This is a genomic window from Stenotrophomonas maltophilia group sp. Smal12 (genome assembly GCF_037079935.1).
Classification (GTDB): Bacteria; Pseudomonadota; Gammaproteobacteria; order Xanthomonadales; family Xanthomonadaceae; genus Stenotrophomonas; species Stenotrophomonas sepilia.
The window spans coordinates 14,657-34,087 of sequence record NZ_JBAWUK010000032.1; the positions used below are offsets into that span (position 1 = coordinate 14,657).

General features: G+C 67.4%; 16 protein-coding genes and 1 pseudogene. 5 read left to right on the plus strand and 12 right to left on the minus strand.

Annotated features, from left to right (window positions below):
• Nucleotides 1-2 precede the first annotated feature (2 nt).
• The 10 genes and pseudogenes from WDC87_RS14350 to WDC87_RS14395 all read right to left on the minus strand — a co-directional run bounded on the left by WDC87_RS14350 (nucleotide 3) and on the right by WDC87_RS14395 (nucleotide 9,081).
• The gene (locus WDC87_RS14350; protein WP_005408663.1) at nucleotides 3-1,403 is read right to left on the minus strand and encodes an aminotransferase class III-fold pyridoxal phosphate-dependent enzyme; all 1,401 of its coding nucleotides are present in this window, start codon (nucleotides 1,401-1,403) and stop codon (nucleotides 3-5) included.
• Between the two features lie 64 nt (nucleotides 1,404-1,467).
• Entirely contained in the window at nucleotides 1,468-2,184 is a 717-nt protein-coding gene (locus WDC87_RS14355) for an MtnX-like HAD-IB family phosphatase (RefSeq protein WP_301655304.1), read from the minus strand.
• A 174-nt stretch (nucleotides 2,185-2,358) separates the two neighbouring features.
• Nucleotides 2,359-3,561 carry a DegT/DnrJ/EryC1/StrS family aminotransferase gene (locus WDC87_RS14360; RefSeq protein ID WP_188241162.1) on the minus strand — a complete coding sequence of 401 codons (1,203 nt, stop codon included), beginning with the start codon at nucleotides 3,559-3,561 and terminating at the stop codon, nucleotides 2,359-2,361.
• A gap of 10 nt (nucleotides 3,562-3,571) precedes the next feature.
• The gene (locus WDC87_RS14365) at nucleotides 3,572-3,970 is read right to left on the minus strand and encodes a DMT family transporter (protein WP_134970296.1); all 399 of its coding nucleotides are present in this window, start codon (nucleotides 3,968-3,970) and stop codon (nucleotides 3,572-3,574) included.
• Nucleotides 3,967-4,326, minus strand: a complete 360-nt coding sequence (locus tag WDC87_RS14370; protein WP_021202495.1) for an EamA family transporter — start codon at nucleotides 4,324-4,326, stop codon at nucleotides 3,967-3,969. Before WDC87_RS14370 ends, WDC87_RS14365 begins: the two co-directional genes overlap by 4 nt.
• Before the next feature lies 1 nt (nucleotide 4,327).
• The gene (locus tag WDC87_RS14375) at nucleotides 4,328-5,164 is read right to left on the minus strand and encodes an alpha/beta fold hydrolase (RefSeq protein WP_005415777.1); all 837 of its coding nucleotides are present in this window, start codon (nucleotides 5,162-5,164) and stop codon (nucleotides 4,328-4,330) included.
• An 80-nt stretch (nucleotides 5,165-5,244) separates the two neighbouring features.
• Nucleotides 5,245-6,624, minus strand: a complete 1,380-nt coding sequence (locus WDC87_RS14380; RefSeq protein WP_188241161.1) for a sensor histidine kinase — start codon at nucleotides 6,622-6,624, stop codon at nucleotides 5,245-5,247.
• Nucleotides 6,621-7,299, minus strand: a pseudogene (locus WDC87_RS14385) (response regulator). The gene WDC87_RS14380 and the pseudogene WDC87_RS14385 overlap by 4 nt, the downstream one beginning before the upstream one ends.
• Nucleotides 7,300-7,430: 131 nt before the next feature.
• Nucleotides 7,431-8,558 carry a metallophosphoesterase gene (locus tag WDC87_RS14390; RefSeq protein ID WP_252745352.1) on the minus strand — a complete coding sequence of 376 codons (1,128 nt, stop codon included), beginning with the start codon at nucleotides 8,556-8,558 and terminating at the stop codon, nucleotides 7,431-7,433.
• A gap of 73 nt (nucleotides 8,559-8,631) precedes the next feature.
• Nucleotides 8,632-9,081 carry a helix-turn-helix domain-containing protein gene (locus WDC87_RS14395; protein ID WP_252745353.1) on the minus strand — a complete coding sequence of 150 codons (450 nt, stop codon included), beginning with the start codon at nucleotides 9,079-9,081 and terminating at the stop codon, nucleotides 8,632-8,634.
• An 87-nt stretch (nucleotides 9,082-9,168) separates the two neighbouring features.
• On the opposite strand from WDC87_RS14395, the gene WDC87_RS14400 reads away from it, so the two are divergent.
• Nucleotides 9,169-10,374 (plus strand): MFS transporter, encoded by a 1,206-nt coding sequence (locus tag WDC87_RS14400; protein WP_336331307.1) that lies wholly within the window; start codon nucleotides 9,169-9,171, stop codon nucleotides 10,372-10,374.
• Nucleotides 10,375-10,473: 99 nt separating this feature from the next.
• Here the strand turns inward: WDC87_RS14400 and WDC87_RS14405 are convergent, their stop codons facing one another.
• Entirely contained in the window at nucleotides 10,474-11,889 is a 1,416-nt protein-coding gene (locus WDC87_RS14405; protein ID WP_252745402.1) for a GGDEF domain-containing protein, read from the minus strand.
• A 286-nt stretch (nucleotides 11,890-12,175) separates the two neighbouring features.
• On the opposite strand from WDC87_RS14405, the gene WDC87_RS14410 reads away from it, so the two are divergent.
• On the plus strand, nucleotides 12,176-14,425 hold the full coding sequence (locus WDC87_RS14410; RefSeq protein ID WP_252745403.1) for a TonB-dependent siderophore receptor: 2,250 nt from the start codon (nucleotides 12,176-12,178) through the stop codon (nucleotides 14,423-14,425).
• Between the two features lie 140 nt (nucleotides 14,426-14,565).
• The gene (locus tag WDC87_RS14415) at nucleotides 14,566-15,546 is read left to right on the plus strand and encodes a cation diffusion facilitator family transporter (RefSeq protein WP_065179784.1); all 981 of its coding nucleotides are present in this window, start codon (nucleotides 14,566-14,568) and stop codon (nucleotides 15,544-15,546) included.
• A 38-nt stretch (nucleotides 15,547-15,584) separates the two neighbouring features.
• Here the strand turns inward: WDC87_RS14415 and nfi are convergent, their stop codons facing one another.
• Nucleotides 15,585-16,259, minus strand: a complete 675-nt coding sequence (gene nfi, locus WDC87_RS14420) for a deoxyribonuclease V (protein ID WP_252745404.1) — start codon at nucleotides 16,257-16,259, stop codon at nucleotides 15,585-15,587.
• A gap of 94 nt (nucleotides 16,260-16,353) precedes the next feature.
• On the opposite strand from nfi, the gene gpmA reads away from it, so the two are divergent.
• Nucleotides 16,354-17,103 (plus strand): 2,3-diphosphoglycerate-dependent phosphoglycerate mutase, encoded by a 750-nt coding sequence (gene gpmA, locus WDC87_RS14425; RefSeq protein WP_005415787.1) that lies wholly within the window; start codon nucleotides 16,354-16,356, stop codon nucleotides 17,101-17,103.
• A 209-nt stretch (nucleotides 17,104-17,312) separates the two neighbouring features.
• On the plus strand, nucleotides 17,313-19,406 hold the full coding sequence (locus WDC87_RS14430; RefSeq protein WP_301655306.1) for a M13 family metallopeptidase: 2,094 nt from the start codon (nucleotides 17,313-17,315) through the stop codon (nucleotides 19,404-19,406).
• Nucleotides 19,407-19,431: the final 25 nt, after the last annotated feature.

Here is a 19,431-nt window from a genome sequence, read left to right on the forward strand (position 1 = left end):
CCTCAGCCCTTGGCCTTGGTCAGCGCCTGGTCGAGCAGGGTGATCGCCAGGTCGATTTCTTCGTAGCTGATGTCCAGCGACGGCGCGAAGGTGATCACGTTCTTGTACCAGCCACCCACGTCGAGCACGAGGCCCATGCGCTTGCCGTCGTGCAGCAGGTCACCGGCCAGGCCGATGTCGACCATGCGGTCCAGCAGCTCCTTGTTCGGCGTGTAGCCGTCGGCCTGGCAGATTTCCGCACGCAGCGCCAGGCCCAGGCCGTCGACGTCGCCGATTTCCGGGTGGCGCTTCTGCAGGCCGCGCAGGCCGTCGAGGAAGTACGCGCCCTTTTCCGGCACGGTGCGCTCGTAATCCATTTCCTTGCCCAGCTTCAGCACTTCCAGGCCCAGGCGGGTGCCCAGTGGGTTGGAGTTGAAGGTGGAGTGGGTGGAGCCCGGCGGGAACACGGTCGGGTTGATCAGCTCTTCGCGCGCCCACAGGCCCGACAGCGGGTTCAGGCCGTTGGTCAGCGCCTTGCCGAACACCAGCACGTCCGGGGTCACGCCGAAGTGCTCGATCGACCACAGCTTGCCGGTGCGCCAGAAGCCCATCTGGATTTCATCGACGACCATCAGGATGCCGTACTTGTCCAGCACGCGCTTGAGGCCGGTGAAGAAGTTGCGCGGCGGGATGACGTAGCCACCGGTGCCCTGGATCGGCTCGACGTAGAACGCGGCGTACTCGGCCTGGCCGACCTTGGGATCCCACACGCCGTTGTACTCGCTTTCGAACAGGCGCTCGAACTGCCACACGCAGTGGTCGGAGTACTCGTCCGGGGTCATGCCCTTCGGGCGACGGAAGGGGTACGGAAACGGGATGAACATCGCGCGCTCGCCGAAGTGGCCGTAGCGGCGGCGGTAGCGGTAGCTGGAGGTGATCGACGACGCACCCAGGGTGCGGCCGTGGTAGCCGCCCTCGAAGGCGAACATCAGGCTCTTGCCGCCGCGCGCGTTGCGCACGATCTTCAGCGAGTCTTCAATGGCCTGAGCACCGCCAACGTTGAAGTGCACGCGACCGTCGAGGCCGAACTTCTCGTGCATGTCCACGGCAATGGTCTTGGCCAGCTGCACGCGGGTCGGGTGCAGGTACTGGCTGGCGACCTGCGGCAGGGTGTCGATCTGGTCCTTCAGTGCATCGTTCAGGCGCTTGTTGCTGTAGCCGAAGTTGCACGCCGAGTACCACATCTGCAGGTCGAGGTAGGGCACGCCCGCGCCGTCGAACATGTAGCTGCCTTCGCCGCGCTGGAAGATCTTCGGCGGATCGACGTAGTGGACGGTGTCGCCGAAGGAGCTGTAGCGGGCTTCGTCGGCCAGCAGCTGCGCATCGGAGGCAGCGGCGTCGGCGTTCTTGTCAAAAATATTCATGCAGTTCGGTTCCGTGAAGGACGTTCGAAAGGGGTAACAGGGGAGCGCGCCTGGAAGGGAGTGCTCAGGCGGTGGCAAGCAGCAGGGGCAGTGCGGCGGGCTGCGGGCTGGCGTCGAGGCGACGTGGCTGCAGCAGGCTGCCATCGAGCAAGCGCGGCAGCAGTGCGATTGCATCGTGGAAGGTGTCGATGGCGGCATGCTCGATGCCGGCATTCGTGCAATGGGTAATCAGGCGGCGCTTGGCGAACACGAAGTCGGCGTCTTCGGACACGCAGAAATCCGAGCTGCCGTCGCCGATCATCAGCACGCGCGGTGCTTCGTTGGCGCGCGCCTGCGCGGCGCAGGCGCATTTGCAGGTGCCACTGCGGCAGCCTTCGGCCTGGTAGGGCGATTCCAGTTCCCAGTGGTCATCGCACCAGCGCAGGTGGTTGGCCACCACCGGCAGCTGCGCCAGGCCGTGGTTGGCGAGGATGCGATGGATCGCATAGTCCAGGCCGTCGCTGACGATGCGCAGTGGCAGGCCCAGCTGTTCGGCACGGCTGACAAAGGCGGCGAAGCCCGGATCGATCTGCACCTGGTCCAGATGGGCATCGAGCGTGGCCGGGTCCAGCTTCAGCAGCCGCACCTGGCCCTGCATGCATTCACGCGAGCCGATCTTTCCCGCCTTCCACTGGTCTTCCAGTTCCTGCCAGCCCGGCTGGCCGTACTTTTCCAGCAGCGAGTCGATGACATCTTCGAGGCTGATGGTGCCGTCGAAGTCACACAGGATGCTCCAGCGCATGGGCAGGTCCGTCGATGAAAGAAGCGTCCGGCACGATGCCGGGGCAGGCTCAATGTAGGCAGGCCGCCTTTCTCGTTCCTTTCCTGTTGAAAGGCGCTTTTGACGGGCTGGGAAAGCGTTCAGGAAAGTACATGGATGAATGCGCGGAGCGCAGGCCACGCATGCACGTGCGGGTCAGGCGCGGGCCAGGACCTGCAGTATTTCGGCCGTCTCCTCACGGGTCTGCCAAGCGCTGTTGCCAAGGGTGAGCATGCGTGCGGCGAAGTCACGTGCATTGGGCACGTCCTCCTGCGGCACGATGCCACGCAGGTAGGCGTAGTCGGGCAGGGCATGGATGAACATGCGGCTGGCACCGAGGCCGCGCGGCCACAGGTCGTCCAGCGCGGCATCGCGCGCGCGCTGGCTGGGCAGCAGCAGCATCAGCATCGGCCAGGTGCCGCCGGTGCCGGCCAGGCCATCGACCACCTCCACCGCTGGCAGTTGTGCCAGCTGCACGCGCAACTGCAGTGCGCGCAGGCGCCCGGCCTGCAGGAACGCCGGCAATCGCCGCGCGGCATGGGCACCGATGTTCTGTCGCCATCGACTGACCCGGTGCTGCGGTATGTCCAGCGGGAAAACATCACCGACCGCGTCTTCCAGATCGCCACGCTGCAGTGCGTTGCGCAGCGGATTGCCGTACACCAGCGACAGCAGCGAGGGGCGATAGCAGGCGGCAAGGCCAAGCAGCTGCACACTGCGAAGCAGCTCCCAGCGCAGGTTGAAGCGCACGTGTTCGGCGGCATGCTCGGCCAGTTCGGCGCGCAGTTCGTCATCGCGGCTGACCAGCAGGCCGCCTTCGTGCAGGCTCAGCCCCTTGCCGGCGGCCAGGCTGAAGAATCCGATGTCGCCACGCAGGCCGACACTGCTGTTGCCCACCCGTGCGCCCAGCGCCTGTGCGGCATCTTCGATGACCCAGGCGCCGGCGCTGCGGGCGATGTCGCAGGCCCGTTCGACATCGGCGATGCGACCGCCGAGGTGGGTCGGCAGGATGGCCAACGTACGCGCATCGGCCAACCGTTCGAGCTGGCCGGGATCGAAGTCGAAGTGGCCGCGCCGGGTATCGCACAGCTGCACGCGCAGGCCGAGGCTGTGCACCGCGATCGGCACCAGCGGGCAGGTGTAGGCCGGCATGATCACCGTGTCGCGCCTGGGCGCGCGCTTGCGCAGGGTGCGCAGGGCGATCAGCAGCGCGTGCGTGCCGGAACAGGTCAGCTGCAGCGGCGGCGTGCCCAGCTGGTTGGCCAGGATCCCGCGCAGGTCACCGCCACCGGGAAGGAAGTCGGTGGCCTGCATCGGCAGGCCGGCGGTCGGTGGCAGTTCGCGCGCGAACAGGCTCATCGCAACGCGCTCACGAAGCGTTTTCGGTGGGACTGTGCGGGTCGTCCGCTTCCGCGCGGGCGAGGCAGACGATGCCGGCCACGATCAGCACCGCACCGACCAGGTGGTGCAGGGTGAGAGGCTCTTTCAGCAGCCACGCCGAGAGCAGCAGTACGCTGATGACCTCCAGGTGCGAGGCCGCGAACGCCGGGCCGATCGGTGCATGCCGCAGCAGGCTCATCCAGGTGAAGAATGCACCCACGTAGCCCAGGATGGCGCCGTACACCCATGGTTGCGACAGCACGCGCAGCAGCCAGGTGGTGTTGGCCTCGACCGGCAGCGCAGCATCGCCGGCGTACTTGAAGCACAGCTGGGCCAGGGTGTCGAAGGCCATCAGCAGGGGGAAGCCGATCACATACAGGCGCCTCACGAGCCGGCCCCCACCACTGCCACGCCCGCGGTGACCAGCAGCATCCCGGTCACCCGCAATGGCGTGAGCTTCTCGCGGAACAGGATGCGGCCGGCGATCATCAGCGCCACGATGTTGATCGAGCCCAGCAGCACGCCCTTGGACAGCGGAACCAGTGACAGGAAGGCGATCCAGGCGACGAACTCAAGCACGTAACAGGCGATGCCGATCCACAGCCAGGGGCGGCTGAGCATGTGCTTCCAGCGCTGCAGTCCCTCGCCCTCCTGCGGGTCGCTGGCGGCGGCCTTGAAGGCGAGCTGGCCACCGGTATCGAGCACGACATTGGCCAGCCACAGCAGCGTGGCAAGTGCCCCCATCTCAGGCCACCGCCTTGAGGACGCCGCTGCGTTCACCGATCCCGGTGAAGAAGCGTGCGCTGCGGCGGATCACCTCGCGGCGTTCGCGGTCGATCGTGATCATGTGGTAGCTGTCCTCCAGCACCACCAGTTCCTTCGGGCCACTGACCCGCGACATCACCAGTTCGGCATTGCCCATGCTGGCCACGTCGTCTTCGCGCGCGTGCATCACCAGGCACGGGGCGGTGACCTGGTGCAGGTGGCGGCGGGTCCAGTTGCTCAGCGCCCGCATCTCGGCCAGCGCGTGCCAGGGATTGCCCGGAAGGCCGGCCGCCGCGCTGTCGCCGGACAGCATGGCGGCGCTGACCTGCGCACGCAGGCGCTCGTCGCGCAGGCCGTACGGCGGTTCTTCCATGAACATGCGGTCGCGGCCGATGTTGAAGCGCTTGAACCACGGCAGCAGGAACGAGAGGCGGGCGACGGCGGGTATGTTCCAGCCGTCGTAGCGGAACGTGGCGCCATACACGCCGACGCCGGACACCCAGTCCGGTCGTCGAGCAGCAAGTGCCAGCGACAGCACCGCGCCCATCGACAGGCCACCGACGAACAGCTGGTCGACCTTGCCGCGCAGGCTTGCCGCCGCATCTTCCACGCCCTGGTACCACTGTTCCCAGGTGGTCGCCAGCAGGTCATCCACGGTGCCGCAATGGCCGGGCAGCTGCACGCCGTGTACGGTGAAGCCGGCGTTGTTCAGCCCTTTGCCCAGCATGCGCATTTCCGCCGGGGTACCGGTCAGGCCGTGGACCAGCAGCACGCCCTGCGGGCCACCGGGGAGGAAGAAGTCGTGCGAGTCGGTCACCTGGCGGCTCCGGGACGGCAGTGGGGAGGGTCAGGATCGCAACCGCGATTTTCGCCAGCCTTTCAGCGCCCCGGTCCGGGTCAGGGGCCCTTCAGCAGCGGCAGCGTGATGGCGACCTTGAGCCCGCCGCCGGGGCGGTTGAGGAAGGTCAGGCGCCCGCCGAAGTGCTCCACCGCCTCGTGGGCGATGGCCAGGCCCAGGCCGGTGCCGCTGGCGGTGGTGCCGGGGGCGCGGAAGAAGCGCTCGCCCAGCCGCGGCATCACGTCCTCGGGTACGCCGGGCCCGTTGTCCTCCACGTACAGTTCGACGTCGTTGTCATCCAGCGCGTGCACGCCGACGGTAACGGTCGCATCGCGGCCGGCATAGCGCAGCGCATTGTCGATCAGGTTGTCCAGTGCTTCCTGCAGCTGGGCACCGTTGCCGAGCACGCGCAGCGGCTGGGGGCTGCCGCGGTAACCCAGATCGATGCCATCGCGGATCGCTTCAGGCACGCGTGTACCGACCCACTGCGGCACCCGTTCGCACAGGTCCAGTGCCTCCACCGTCTCCGGCACGGTCTGGGCCCGGCTCAGCGCCAGCAGCTGGGTGCTGACCCGCGCGGTGCGCTGGTTGAGCCGGCGGATGTGCTGCAGTGCCTCGCGCACCGTGTCCGGGTCGCCATGCGCCAGTGCCTGGTCCACGTGCAGGGCCATGCCGGCCAACGGCGAGCGCAGCTGGTGCGCGGCGTCGGCGATGAAACGGTTCTGCAGGGTGATCATTTCCGCCTGGCGGGCAAACAGATCGTCGATGGTGCTGATCAGTGGCTGGATTTCCTCCGGCACGTCGGCGTCGGAGATCGGCGCCAGTTCGCCGCGGCGCTGTGCCAGGCGGGTCCTCAGCGGGGTCAGGATGCGCAGGCCATGGGTCACCCCGAACCAGACCAGCGCGGCAGTGCCCAGCGCCAGCATGGTCATCAGCGGGATGATGATCATCAGGATCTCGCGCGCGCGCTGGCGTCGTTCGGCCATGCTTTCGGCCACGGTCACCGCCAGCTGGTCCTGCGGATCGTTCATCGCACGCGTGCAGACGGTGGCCATGCGCACCGGCTGGCCGTTGAGAATGCCATCGTACAGGGTGGGGTCCACGCCGGTGCATTCCTGCGAAGGCGCGTAGGCACTGAAATCTGCATTGCCGCTGAGCGTCCCCTGGCGGCTGCTGTCGACATTGAAATAGCGATGGCCGTCGGGCTCGTACTCGATCAGGAAGCGCGCCTGCGGAGACAGGTCGCTGGTCACCGGCATGGTGCTCAGCATCTGCGCGAACGAGTGCGTGTCGTCGATCAGGTTGCGGTCGTGGATGCGGTTGGAATAGTCCAGCGCAACGTAATAGGCCAGGATCGTATTGAAGGTGAGCAGGCCCAGCATCGGCAACGCCAGGAAGGCGAGCAGGCGCCGGCGCAGGCTGGGCGGTCCACTGATCACGGGGCGCTGTCGTCCTGCGCGTCTTCCAGCATGTAGCCCAGCCCGCGCACGGTGCGGATGCCCATGCCGCCCGGCTGCAGCTTGCGGCGCAGGCGGTGCAGGGCGATGTCCAGGCCGTTGTCGGTCAGGTCCTGGCCCCAGTCGCACAGCGCTTCCACCAGTTGCGCGCGTGACACGATGCGCTCTGCACGCACCGCCAGCGCCGACAGCAGGCCGAACTCGCGTGCGGTCAGTTCAAGTGATTGGTCGTCGATCCATACGCGGTGCCCGGCCAGGTCCAGGCGCAAGCGGCCGATGCGCAGGTCCGGATTGCCATTGCTGGTGACCCGCCGCAGCTGTGCACGCACGCGGGCTTCGAATTCATCCAGTGCGAACGGCTTGACCAGGTAGTCGTCGGCACCGAGGTCGAGCACGCGCACCCGCTCGGCCAGGCCGTCACGCGCGGTCACCACCAGCACCGCCAGGCCATCGCCACGCTGGCGCAGTCGTTGCAGCACGTCGCGGCCATCCAGTTGCGGCAGCCCCAGGTCCAGCACCAGCAGTGCATACTGGGTCGAGCCCAGTGCTGCATCGGCGTGCGCACCGTTGTCGACGTGGTCGACCACGTGCCCCTGCCGGCGCAGCGAGGCGCACAGGCCGGATGTCCGGGTCGTCTTCAGCAATCAGAACGCGCATGCGCGGGGCTCCTGTAACGGTCAGGCCCACCGGCTGGACGGGCGGGCCTCTCGGCTGCCGAAGGGTAGCCGCAAACCGGGTGAAGGTGGAGCGCGCCGGCACCTCCCGGCGCCGTCACGCTGTCCCTCCATTCAGTCCTGCAGCCCCGGCTCACCCAGCGCCAGCGGCATCCGGGAGCCATCCAGCAGGCCACGGCTGAGCTTGCCCTCCTCGATGAACAGTAGTTCGCCGTTCTCGCCGTTCTTGATGCTGCTGTCGATGGCGATCACGCGGTCGCCGTGGAAGCTGCTGACGTGTGGCATCGACGTATGGCCGACCACGATGCGCTTGAGCTGCAGGCGGTCGAGCACGGCCTGCACACCCGCGGTGTCAAGGCGGCCATCGAAATAGCCGCGGTACCAGATCGGGCTGGTCTTGCCGTCATACAGCGGTGCGGTGGCCGGGTCGGCCTTCACTTCGGCCTTGGGCAGGCCCAGCGAGGCCTGGTAGGCCGCGTTGGTGCGTGCCGGGTCCAGCGCCAGCTGCACCGCCTCGGGCGAGATGCCGCCGTGCAGGAACAGGGTATCGCCGATCTTCAGCAGTACCGGTCGGGTGCGCAGCCACTGCCCGATCACCGAGTCGGCGCCATACAGCTGCGGGTAGCTGCGGCCCAGCAGCTGGGCGCTGCGCAGGTACTTGGGGTTGACGTAGCGCAGGTCGTCGTACAGCACCATGGTTTCGTGGTTGCCGAGCACGAAGTGCACGGCGCCACCGGCGGCGGCCGCCTGCTGCTGCAGGCCGTAGAGCAGCCAGAACGCCTCGGTCACCTGCGGGCCGCGGTCGAACACGTCGCCGGCGATGACCAGCGTGTCCTTGCCCAGCGCCCAGCGATCCTCCGCGTCGATCACGTGATGGGCACGCAGCAGGCGCACCAGCAACCCGTACTGGCCGTGAATGTCGGACAGCGCGACGATGCGCGGTGTGGCCGGCAGCACCGAGACCGAGGCTGCATTCGGCGCAGCCACATGCACGGTGTGTTCGTAGCCGCAGCGCGGTGCGATATCGGTCCCTGTTGCCCCGGAGGCAAGCGTGCGCGATTCGACCTTGTCGGCGCAGATCCACTTGGCCTGCACCCGGTCGCCCTGGCGGAACACATAGGGGCCATCGGCCTGCACGTGGTCGGCGGGCGCGGCAACCTCGCGGGCCTGCGTGGTTCCGGCGCTGCAGGCCAGCAACGGCAGCAGCAGGGCGGTCATCAGGGAAGAGCGATAGCGCGACATCGTCGTTGTCCGGCGGCGGAAACATCCGATGCTAACCGGCGCGACCGGGTCGCGGTGTGCGCGAATGGGCGGGTCAGGCGCTGTGCCCGTCGTCCCTGAGCTTGCGCACACGGGTGGCGGCGGCCTGCAGGGGCCGACCGTCGCGCCCGCGCGGCTGCATGTACGGCAGCGGTCGCCGCGTGCTGGATTCGATCAGCTGCGAATGAGCTTCGTCTGCACCGAAGCGATGGCGTTCACCCCATTGGCGCAGCGCGACCAGCACCGGGAACAGCGCCTGGCCCGCGGCGGTGAGCACGTATTCCTGGTAGGCCGAGCCGTCGGAGGCCGGTTGCAGTTGCAGGATGCCGGCCTCGACCAGCCTGCGCAGGCGATCGCTGAGGATGTTGCGGGCGGCGCCCAGGCTGCGCTGGAAGTCGCCGAAGCGGGTGATGCCATCGAAAGCATCGCGGATCACCAGCAACGCCCAGCGGTCACCGAGCAGGTCGGCGCTGCGGGCGACGGGGCAGGGGCTGTCTGCGTGCATGGCGGTCTCCGTCCTATGTGGTTGCAGTTTAAAACCAAAGTAGCTAGCCTGCATCTGGTTTCAATATGAAACCAGATGACGAATGCCATGCCGATTCCACGCCCCCTGCTGGTGCTGCTTGCGGTTGCCGCCGGCGCCAGCGTTGCCAACGTCTATTACGCGCAGCCGCTGCTGGATCAGCTTGCACACGCCTTCGCGCTGGAGCGGACGGTTGCCGGCGCGGTGCTGGCCGCGACCCAGGCCGGCAGCGTGCTGGCATTGCTCGGGTTGCTGCCGCTGGCTGATCGCGTTGACCGGCGGCACCTGCTGCGGCTGCAGCTGGCGGCACTGGTGGCAGCCCTGCTGTGGCTGGCAGCGGCACGCACGGCCGGTTGGCTGTTGTCGGGCATGCTGCTGGCCGGGCTGTTGGGCACCGCGCTGACCCAAGGCTTGATCGCCTACACGGCAGCGATGGCTCCGGCCGCGCAGCGCGGGCGCGTGGTGGGGGTGGTGCAGGGCGGGGTGTTCATCGGGTTGCTGCTGGCGCGCGTGCTGTCCGGCACGGTGGCGGCCATTGCCGGCTGGCAAGCAGTCTATCTGCTGTCGGCAGCGCTGATGGCGACCCTGGCCGCACTGCTGTGGCGGCGCCTGCCGGCTGTGCCGATACCCGTGGTGCCGCCGCGTTGGCGCGACCTGATCGGCTCGATGCTGGGCATGCTGCGCCGGGATCGAACGCTGCGCGAGCGCGGTCCACTGGCGTTGCTGCTGTTTGCCGGACTCAACGTGTTCTGGGCGGCGGCCCCCTTGCCGCTGTCGGCCCCACCGCTGCAGTGGTCCACTGCGGCCATCGGTGCGCTCGGCCTGGCTGGGGTGGCAGGTGCATTGATGGCGTCGCGGGTCGGGCACTGGATGGACCGCGGTTTTGCCGATCGGGTCAGTCTTGGCGCGCTGCTGTTGATGCTGGTCGCGTGGTGGCCGCTGCTGGGCCTGCCGCAGTCGCTGTCGTTGCTGCTGCTGGGCGTGATCGTGCTCGATCTGGGTGGGCAGGCGCTGCATGTCTCGAACCAGGCGCTGCTGCTGCGCGCGCCGGGCGAGCAGCATGGACGCCTGGTGGCGCTTTACATGCTCTTCTATGCGGTGGGTAGTGGTGCCGGTGCGGCTGCCGGGCCCTGGGTGCACGCCCGGCACGGCTGGCCTGCCGTGTGCCTGCTGGGCGCCGGCATCGCGCTGCTGGCGCTGCTGTGGTGGGCAGCGTGGCGGAGGCGGGCGGTGAAAGCAGCGGCTGCCGCGCGAATCGGTAGAGTCGACTGTTAGTCGACTGCTCCTCGTTCCGACGGCGAAAAGCTCCGCGCTGCGCGCGGTAGTACTAACAGTCGACTCTACCCGCCACCGGGATTCTTCATTTCCGCCAGTTCAGCGCTGCAACGCGCGCCGCCCCGGCGCTTCCTGCAGGTCGGCGCTGGCCACCACCACGCGGTTGCGGCCGCTGCGCTTGGCCTCGTACATCGCCGCGTCGGCACGTGCCATCAAGCGTTCGTAGTCCGGGTGGCCATCATGGCCGGCCACGCCGATGCTGGCAGTCAGCGACAGAACCTGGCCGTTGGCCAGTGCCACTGGCGACTGCGCGATCTGCCGGCGCAGGCTCTCGGCGATCACCGAGGCCTGTGACTCACTGGCGGCAACCAGCACCACCACGAACTCCTCGCCGCCGTAGCGGAACAGGTAGTCGCTGCCGCGGGTCAGCTGGCCGAGCAGGCCGGCGACGTGCTGCAACGCGCGGTCGCCGGCATCGTGGCCGTGGCCGTCGTTGATCGCCTTGAAGTGATCCAGGTCGAGCAGCAGCAGCGAGAACGGCGTGCGGTTGCGCGTGGCCAGCTCGATCTCCCTGCGCAGCACGGTAGGCAGGAAGCGGCGGTTGAGCAGGTTGGTCAGGGCATCGCTGCCGGCATCCAGTTCACCGATGCGTTCGAACAACAGCGTCATCAGGGTACGGATGGCGGCCAGGTCCTCGCGAATGGCCGGCAGCACCGCCAGTCGTTGCGCCGGGGTGTCATGGTTTGCCCGCTGCAGGTTGCCGTCGATGCGGGCCATCAGTTGGCCGACCTGCTGGGTTTCGCTGCTCTCGCCGAAGCTGGGGATGCCCTTGTGGGTGAACCACAGGCCGAATTCCGAGGTCGCCAGGCTGGCGCTTTCTCCGGCCTGCACGTGTCCGGCGAGTGCGTAGAGCAGGGCGTTCTCCCAGTCCAGCAGCAGTGCACGCTGGCGCTCGCGTTCAGTACCGACATTCTGCACCAGCGAGAACAACCGGTAGGCAGCATCGGCGCGGGTGGAGCGCTCACGTGCATGGGTGTAGGCCAGGGTCATGCCTTCCATGGCGATGTCCATGATCGCGCTGAGGCAGTCGATGGCGGCGAACGCGGTGGCGCTGTCGGGCGCGTCGTCGCGCAGGCGCACGAACAGCTCGTGCTTGAGTACGCGCGCGCCGCGGGTGACCAGGTCGACCGGAATGCCGACCCGGGCATGCACATCGCCGATCACCCGTTGCGAGGCAACGGTGGCGGCAATGCCGTCGGCATCGGTGGTCAGCAGCTGCACCAGCCAGCGCTGCATGGCCGGTTGCAGGCGTTGCTTGACCTGATCGTGGGACAGGAAGCGGCGTGCACGCCCGTCCTGCAACAGCACTTCGTAGAAGCGTTGGGCCAGCGCCGGCGGGGCATCGGTTGCGGCGGCGTGCAGCAGCGCGGTGGCGGCAGGGCCGGCCTGTTGCAGGCAGTGCTGCCAGGCCTCGGCCAGCGGCTGGCTGGCATCGTCCAGTTGGGGTGGTTCCACGTCGATCTCTGACTGCGTACGGCAAACCACGGGTATCGGCCGCGGTGGCGTGCGGTTGATGGTGGGCAAGCCGGCCAGTTTAAGCGCGATGCAGGGTCGTCCGGCACGCAGGCCACATCACGCCTGCGGTAGCAATGAGCGAACGCATTTGAGAATCACTCGCATTGATGGGAGAATGCGCGCACGGATCGGGCCGCAGGCGACTGCAGCGACGCTCCGCCTCCCCCTCGTCGTTGCCTCAAGCCCTTTGCCAGAGGCCCCGTTGCCCTGCCAGAAGGTCCAGATCATGTCTCCTGCCGTTGTCCTCTCGCCGCGCCCGCTGGCGCTCGCCGTTGCCGCCCTGCTGGCGGGCAGCGCCCTGACCGCCCAGGCTGAAGCCGACGCCACCGATATCGACACGGTGCACGTCACCGCCTCGCAGATTGCCCGCCAGGCGTTGGGTACCTCGACCATCACCGCCGAGGACATCGCCAGGCGCCCACCGGCCAACGACATCGCCGAACTGCTGCGCACCATGCCGGGCGTCAACCTCACCGGCAACAGCGCCTCGGGCCAGTATGGCAACAACCGCCAGATCGACCTGCGCGGCATGGGCCCGGAAAACACCCTGATCCTGGTCGACGGCAAGCGCATCGGTGCGCGCGATGCCGTGCGCATGGGCCGCAGTGGCGAGCGCAACACGCGCGGCGACACCAACTGGGTGCCGGCGGAGATGATCGAGCGCATCGAAGTGCTGCGCGGACCGGCGGCGGCACGCTATGGCTCCGGTGCTTCCGGTGGCGTGGTCAACATCATCACCAAGCGCCCGACCGGCGACCTGACCGGTGCGGTCGACCTGTACGGGCTGGTGCCCGAACACAGCGCCGAAGGTGGCAGCGAGCGCGTCGGCCTGCAGCTGAGTGGGCCGATGACCGACACGCTGTCGTTCCGCCTGTACGGCAACCTCAACAAGACCGACGCCGATTCACTCGATCTCAACCGCCAGTACGCCACCCAGCCGAACGCAGTGCCACCGGCTGGCCGCGAGGGCGTCAAGAACCGCGACATCAACGCGCTGCTGCGCTGGGACGTGACCGCCGACCAGGTGGTCGAGTTCGAGGCCGGCACCAGCCGCCAGGGCAACATCTATGCTGGTGACCGCGCGGTCAGCACCACCGGCACTTCGACCGGCATCGATCTGGCCGCCCTGGCCGACGGCAAGGCGGAAACCAACCGCATGTACCGCAACACCGGCGCGATCACCCATCGTGGCCGCTGGGGCGATGTCACCTCGCGGGTGACCGCTGCAGTTGAAGCGGTGAACAACTCGCGCATCAACGAAGGCCTGGCCGGTGGCCCGGAAGGCAGCTTCAACGGCACCGACTGGTCGACCTCGCGCCTGCGCAACTACCAGCTGGATGGCGAAGTGAGCTTCCCGACCACGCTGGGCGGCGCCGAGAACATCTGGACGTTGGGCTTTGAATACCTGGACAGCCGGCTGACCGACCCTTATTCGATGAGCCAGTCCAGCAGCAGCGGCGGTGGCATCCCGGGGCTGTCGGCCGATCGTGCGCGCGGCAAGGCCGATGCGCAGACCACGGCGGTGTTCGTGGAAGACAACATCTACCTGGGTGAGCGCTGGATCGTTACCCCGGGCCTGCGCTTTGACCACCACAGCCAGTTCGGCAACAACACCAGCCCCAGCCTCAATGCGCAGTTCCGCATCAACAGCGAATGGGTGGTGAAGGGCGGCATCGCCCGCGCGTTCAAGGCGCCGAACCTGTATCAGTCCAATCCGGACTATCTCTACTACACCCGCGGCAACGGCTGCCCGAATGCGCTGCCGAGCCTGGGCGCCGGTTGCTACATGCGCGGCAACGCGGACCTGAAGGCGGAAACCAGCCTGAACAAGGAACTGGGCATCGAGTGGGCACCGCAGAGCGGCTGGCAGGCGTCTTTGACCTACTTCCACAACGATTACAAGGACAAGATCCAGGCCGGCTACACCCAGATCGGGCTGACCGCCGACACCAAGGGCCGCATCTTCCGCTGGGAAAACGCGCCGAAGGCGATCGTGCAGGGGCTGGAAGGCAACCTGGTCATTCCGCTGCTGGGCGAGCAGGGCAACCGCCTGAAGTGGAGCAACAACTTCACCTACATGGTGGAAAACGAGAACAAGACCACGCACCAGCCGTTGTCGGTGATCCCGAAGTACACGATCAACACCATGCTGGACTGGCAGGCCACCGACAGGCTGTCCGTGCTGCTGACCGGCACCTTCTACGGCAAGCAGGAACCGGCCACGACCAACATCAACAACGACCCGCGCTGCACCGGCAGCTGCGATGCATCGATCGCGCTGCAGGATCGTGGCGCGTACAACATCTGGGGCGTGAGCGCGCGCTACAAGGTGACCGAGACGGTCAGCTTCGGCTTCGGCGTGAACAACCTGGCCGACAAGCGCCTGTTCCGCGAGGCCAACAGCAGTGATGCCGGCGCGGCGACCTACAACGAGCCGGGCCGCGCGTACTGGGCCAGCCTGCGCTTCGGCTTCTGACCGCAGGCCGGCGTCGATCTGCAGCCCTCGCCGGGCCATGCCCGACGAGGACTCGTGTGGCCTGCAATGTTATAAACATCGTAATAGTCTCCTCCGCCGGCACCGCGTAGCCTGCACCGCATCGCAAAGGAGCTGTTGCCATGGGCCACGACCACGATCACCTGCCATCCCAGATCCGCCACGAGAAGCCCTTGTGGTGGGCACTCGGCCTGACCACCACCTTCCTCGTCGTCGAAGTGGTGGGCGCGTTCTGGACCAACAGCCTGGCGCTGTTGTCCGACGCCGCACACATGGCCACCGATGCGCTGGCGCTGATGATCGCGCTGGTCGCGGTACGGTTGAGCCGGCGCCCGCCGGATGCGCGCCGCACCTACGGCTATGCACGGCTGGAAGCGTTGGGCGCGATGATCAACGGTGCCATGCTGTTCGTGGTCGCCGCCTACATCCTGTGGGAGGCGGTCGGCCGCTTCCGCCAGCCGCAGGAGATCGCCTCCTCCGGCATGCTGGTGATCGCGGCTGCGGGCCTGGTCATCAACCTGATCTCGATGCGCCTGCTGCAGGCGGGCAGTGGCGAGAGCCTCAACGTGAAGGGCGCCTACCTGGAAGTGTGGGCCGACATGCTCGGCTCGGTGGCAGTGATTGCGGGCGCATTGTTGATCAAGTGGACCGGATGGAAACCGATCGACCCGATCCTGGCCGTGCTGATCGGCCTGTGGGTGCTGCCGCGTACCTACGTGCTGATGCGTGAGGCGATCAACGTACTGCTGGAAGGCGTGCCCAAGGGCATGGACGTGGACAGGGTGCGCGACAGCCTGTCCGGCCACGCCGCAGTCCTGGACGTGCATGACCTGCACGTGTGGGCGCTGGCTTCCAGCACCCCGGCGCTGACCGCGCACATCGTGATGCGCGAGGGCACCGATGCCGATGCGCTGCGCCGTGAGCTGGGCGGACGCCTGCATGATGACTTCGGTATCGAGCACGTGACACTGCAGATCGAAGCGGACCACTGCGGCGAAGCCTGTGGCGGGCCGGCGCCGGCCAAGGGCGGCGGACACGAGGGCCATGAGGGCCACGACCACGGCGAGGACGCGCAGGGCCATCGTGGCCATGTGCATCGTTGATCGAAGATGACGCGCGCGCCGGGAGACGCCCGGCGCAGCTATTCGTCCCGCCGCGAGGCCAGCCGATCCGCCAGCCGGGTTGGCTCCGGCAGCCGATAGCCACGCAGGGTGTGCTGCACCCAGCCCAGCGCGGTATCGGCACTGACCCGATGGCCACCGGCCACGAACAGCGGCTTGCAGCGAACCTTGCTGCGCAGCACCCAGCCCAGCTGCTCTTCGCCATCCAGCAGTGGTGTATGCGCGCCGACCTCGGCGCCCGGTTCGACGAACCTTCCCGCCAGTTTCGATTTCGCCACGCCGATGCTCGGCAGGTCGGTGACCACGCCCAGATGCGCGGCCACGCCCAGCCGGCGCGGATGGCTGATGCCGTGGCCATCGACGAACACCACGTCCGGTGCCCGCGGCAGCAGCGCCAGCGCGGCCAGCAGCGCCGGCAGCTCGCGGAAGCTGAGCAGGCCGGGGATATAGGGCATCACCGTGGGGATGCGCGCGATCTCCTGCGCCACGGGCTGCAGCGTCCTTGCATCCAGCAGCACCGCCGCGGCGCGGGTAATGGCACCGTTGTCCTCGAAGCCGACGTCCAGCCCGGCCAGCCAGCGCACGTCACGGGGCAGGCGGTCCTGGCGTTCCACGCGGGCGGCCAGTTGCAGCTGTTGCGCGCGGGCAGCGGTGACGCTGCCTTCCCAGCGCCCGGGGTCGATCACCGTATTCATTGGCTGCAGCATCGCATGCGCGGCGCCACGGCACGGTGAGCGGCCACCGGGGCTACAATGGCGGCCTGCCTTTCCTCGCGTTGGAGACCCTGCAGTGACCCGTAGACTCGTACTGTTGCGCCATGGCCAGAGCCAGTGGAACCTGGACAACCGCTTCACCGGCTGGGTCGATGTCGACCTGACCGAGCAGGGGCGCCGGGAAGCGGCTGCCGCCGGTCGCCTGATGCGCGAGGAAGGCCTGCAGTTCGACGTCGCCCATACCTCCGTGCTGAAGCGCGCCATCCACACCCTGCAGGGTGCGCTGGCCGAGCTGGAGCAGGACTGGCTGCCGGTGAACAAGTCCTGGCGCCTCAACGAGCGCCACTACGGCGGCCTGCAGGGCCTGGACAAGGCCGAGACCGCTGCCAAGCACGGCGAAGAGCAGGTCAAGGTGTGGCGTCGTTCGTACGACATCCCGCCGCCGCCGATGGACCTGGAAGATCCGGGCCACCCGATCCATGACCGCCGTTACGCCGGCCTGGACCGCAACGCGCTGCCGGGCACCGAATCGCTGGCCACCACCCTGGACCGCGTGCTGCCGTACTGGCACGACGCCATCGCGCCGCAGCTGAAGGACGGCAAGACCGTGCTGGTCACCGCCCACGGCAACTCGCTGCGTGCGTTGTACAAGTACCTCAACAACGTCTCGCGCGAGGAAATCCTCGAGCTGAACATCCCGACCGGCATCCCGCTGCTGTTCGAACTGAACGATGACCTGACCGTGCAGTCGTTCCGCTACCTGGGCGACCCGGAAGCGGCGCGCAAGGCCGCCGAAGCCGTAGCCAACCAGGGCAAGGCGAAATAAGAAACAGAAGGCCGGCGCAAGCCGGCCCTTCTTTTTGTAGAGCCGAGCCCACGCTCGGCTGCTTTGGGCCTTTGCCGCAGGAAGCATGAACCCGGAACGGAGAGCAGTCGAGCATGGCTCGACTCTACAGAAGGACGCTCTGTGACCTTTGGCCGGTCCCCAACCTCACGCCCCCGGCTACCCTGTGAAATTACCCGCGGGAGAGCCTCATGAACGTCCGCAACCTGGTCCCGCTGGGCCTGACCATCGCCATCGCTGCCTCGCTGGCCGCCTGTGGCAAGAACGAAACCGCGCCGGCGGCCAGTGCCGACGCCAAGCCGGCCTTCGACCTGTCGCAGATCAAGACGCCGCTGATCTCGCTCAACAGCGCCGACCTCGATCCGGCCATTTCGGCCTGTACCGACCTCAATGGCTTCGTCAACAGCAAGTGGCTGAAGGCCAACCCGGTGCCGGACGACCAGACCACCTGGGGCAGCTTCGAGATCCTGCGCGAGCGCTCGCTGGAAGTGCAGCACGCGCTGGTGCAGCAGGCCGCCGCCAGCCAGGCCAAGGCCGGCTCGGTGGAAGCCAAGATCGGTGACATCTGGAAGACCGGCAACGACGAGGCCAAGATCGAAGCCGCCGGCCTGGCGCCGCTGCAGCCGCAGCTGGACAAGATCACCGCGCTGAACGACACCGCCGCCATCACCCAGTACCTGCGCGACAGCCAGGCCGAAGGCAAGGGCGTGTTGTTCTCGCTGTTCGCCAATGCCGACTACAAGGATTCGGCCAACGTCATCGCCTATGTCGGCCAGGGCGGCCTGGGCCTGCCGGAGAAGGGCTATTACTTCGACGATGCGCAGGCCAAGATCCGCGACGCCTACGTGGCCTACATCGCACAGGTGCTGACCCTGTCCGGTGTGGACGCGGCGCAGGCCGCCGAGCAGGCCAAGGCCGTGATGGCCTTCGAAACCCGCCTGGCCAAGGCCTCGATGTCGCGCATCGAAATGCGTGACCCGGCCAAGCGCTACAACCCGCTCAGCGCCGCCGACGCCGATAGGCTGACCCCGAACTTCAGCTGGACCGCGCTGTTCGACACCCTGAAGGTACCGGCCGCGCAGAAGTTCTCGCTGGCGCAGCCGGGCTTCTTCGGTGAAATGGACAAGATGCTGGCCGATGTGCCCGCCAGCACCTGGCAGGCCTACCTGCGCTTCCACACCATCGATGATGCCGCGCCGTACCTGAGCAGCCAGTTCGAGAAGGCCAACTTCGATTTCTACGGCACCACCCTGCGTGGCCAGAAGGAAATGCAGCCGCGCTGGAAGCGCGTGCTGGAGTCGGTCAATGGTGGCATGGGTGAAGCCCTGGGCCAGCTGTACGTCGACGCCGTGTTCCCGGCCGAGTCGAAGGTGGCCATGCAGCACCTGGTGGAGAACCTGTCGCAGGCGCTGAAGGCGCGCCTGGAGCAGCTGCCGTGGATGGGCGAGGAAACGAAGAAGAAGGCACTGGAAAAATGGGCCAGCTTCACCCCGAAGATCGGCTACCCGGACAAGTGGCGTGACTGGTCGGGCCTGCAGACCAACGGCGACAGCTACCTGGGCAACATGCAGGCAGCACGCGCGTTCAACTACCGCTACATGCTGGACAAGATCGGCAAGCCGGTGGACAAGACCGAGTGGGGCATGACCCCGCAGACCGTCAATGCGTACTACAACGCCACCAAGAACGAGATCGTATTCCCAGCGGCGATCCTGCAGGCGCCGTTCTTCGACGCCAAGGCCGATCCGGCGCTGAACTACGGCGGCATCGGTGCGGTCATCGGCCACGAAATGATGCACGGCTACGACGACTCGGGCAGCCAGTTCGCCGCCAACGGCAACTTCGACAACTGGTGGACGGACGCCGACCGCAAGGCCTTCACCGAACGTACCGACCAGCTGGTCGCCCAGTTCGACGGCTATGAATCGGTGCCGGGCGTATTCGTGAAGGGCAAGCTGACCCTGGGCGAGAACATCGGCGACCTGGGCGGCCTGACCGTGGCCTACGACGCGCTGCAGATGGCGCTGAAGGAAGACCCGAAGGCCAATGTCGAAGTTGACGGCTATAGCCAGGATCAGCGTTTCTTCATGAACTGGGCCACCGTGTGGCGCCGCAACTTCACCGATGGTGAGCTGCGCGTGCGCCTGAACACCGATCCGCACGCGCCGGCCAACTTCCGTGCCAACTGTGCGCCGTCGAACATGCCGTCCTTCGCTGCGGCGTTCCAGTGCAAGGCGGGTGATGCGATGGTGCGCGCCGACGACAAGCGTGTGGTGATCTGGTAATCGATCACCCGTGACGCGTGGAGCG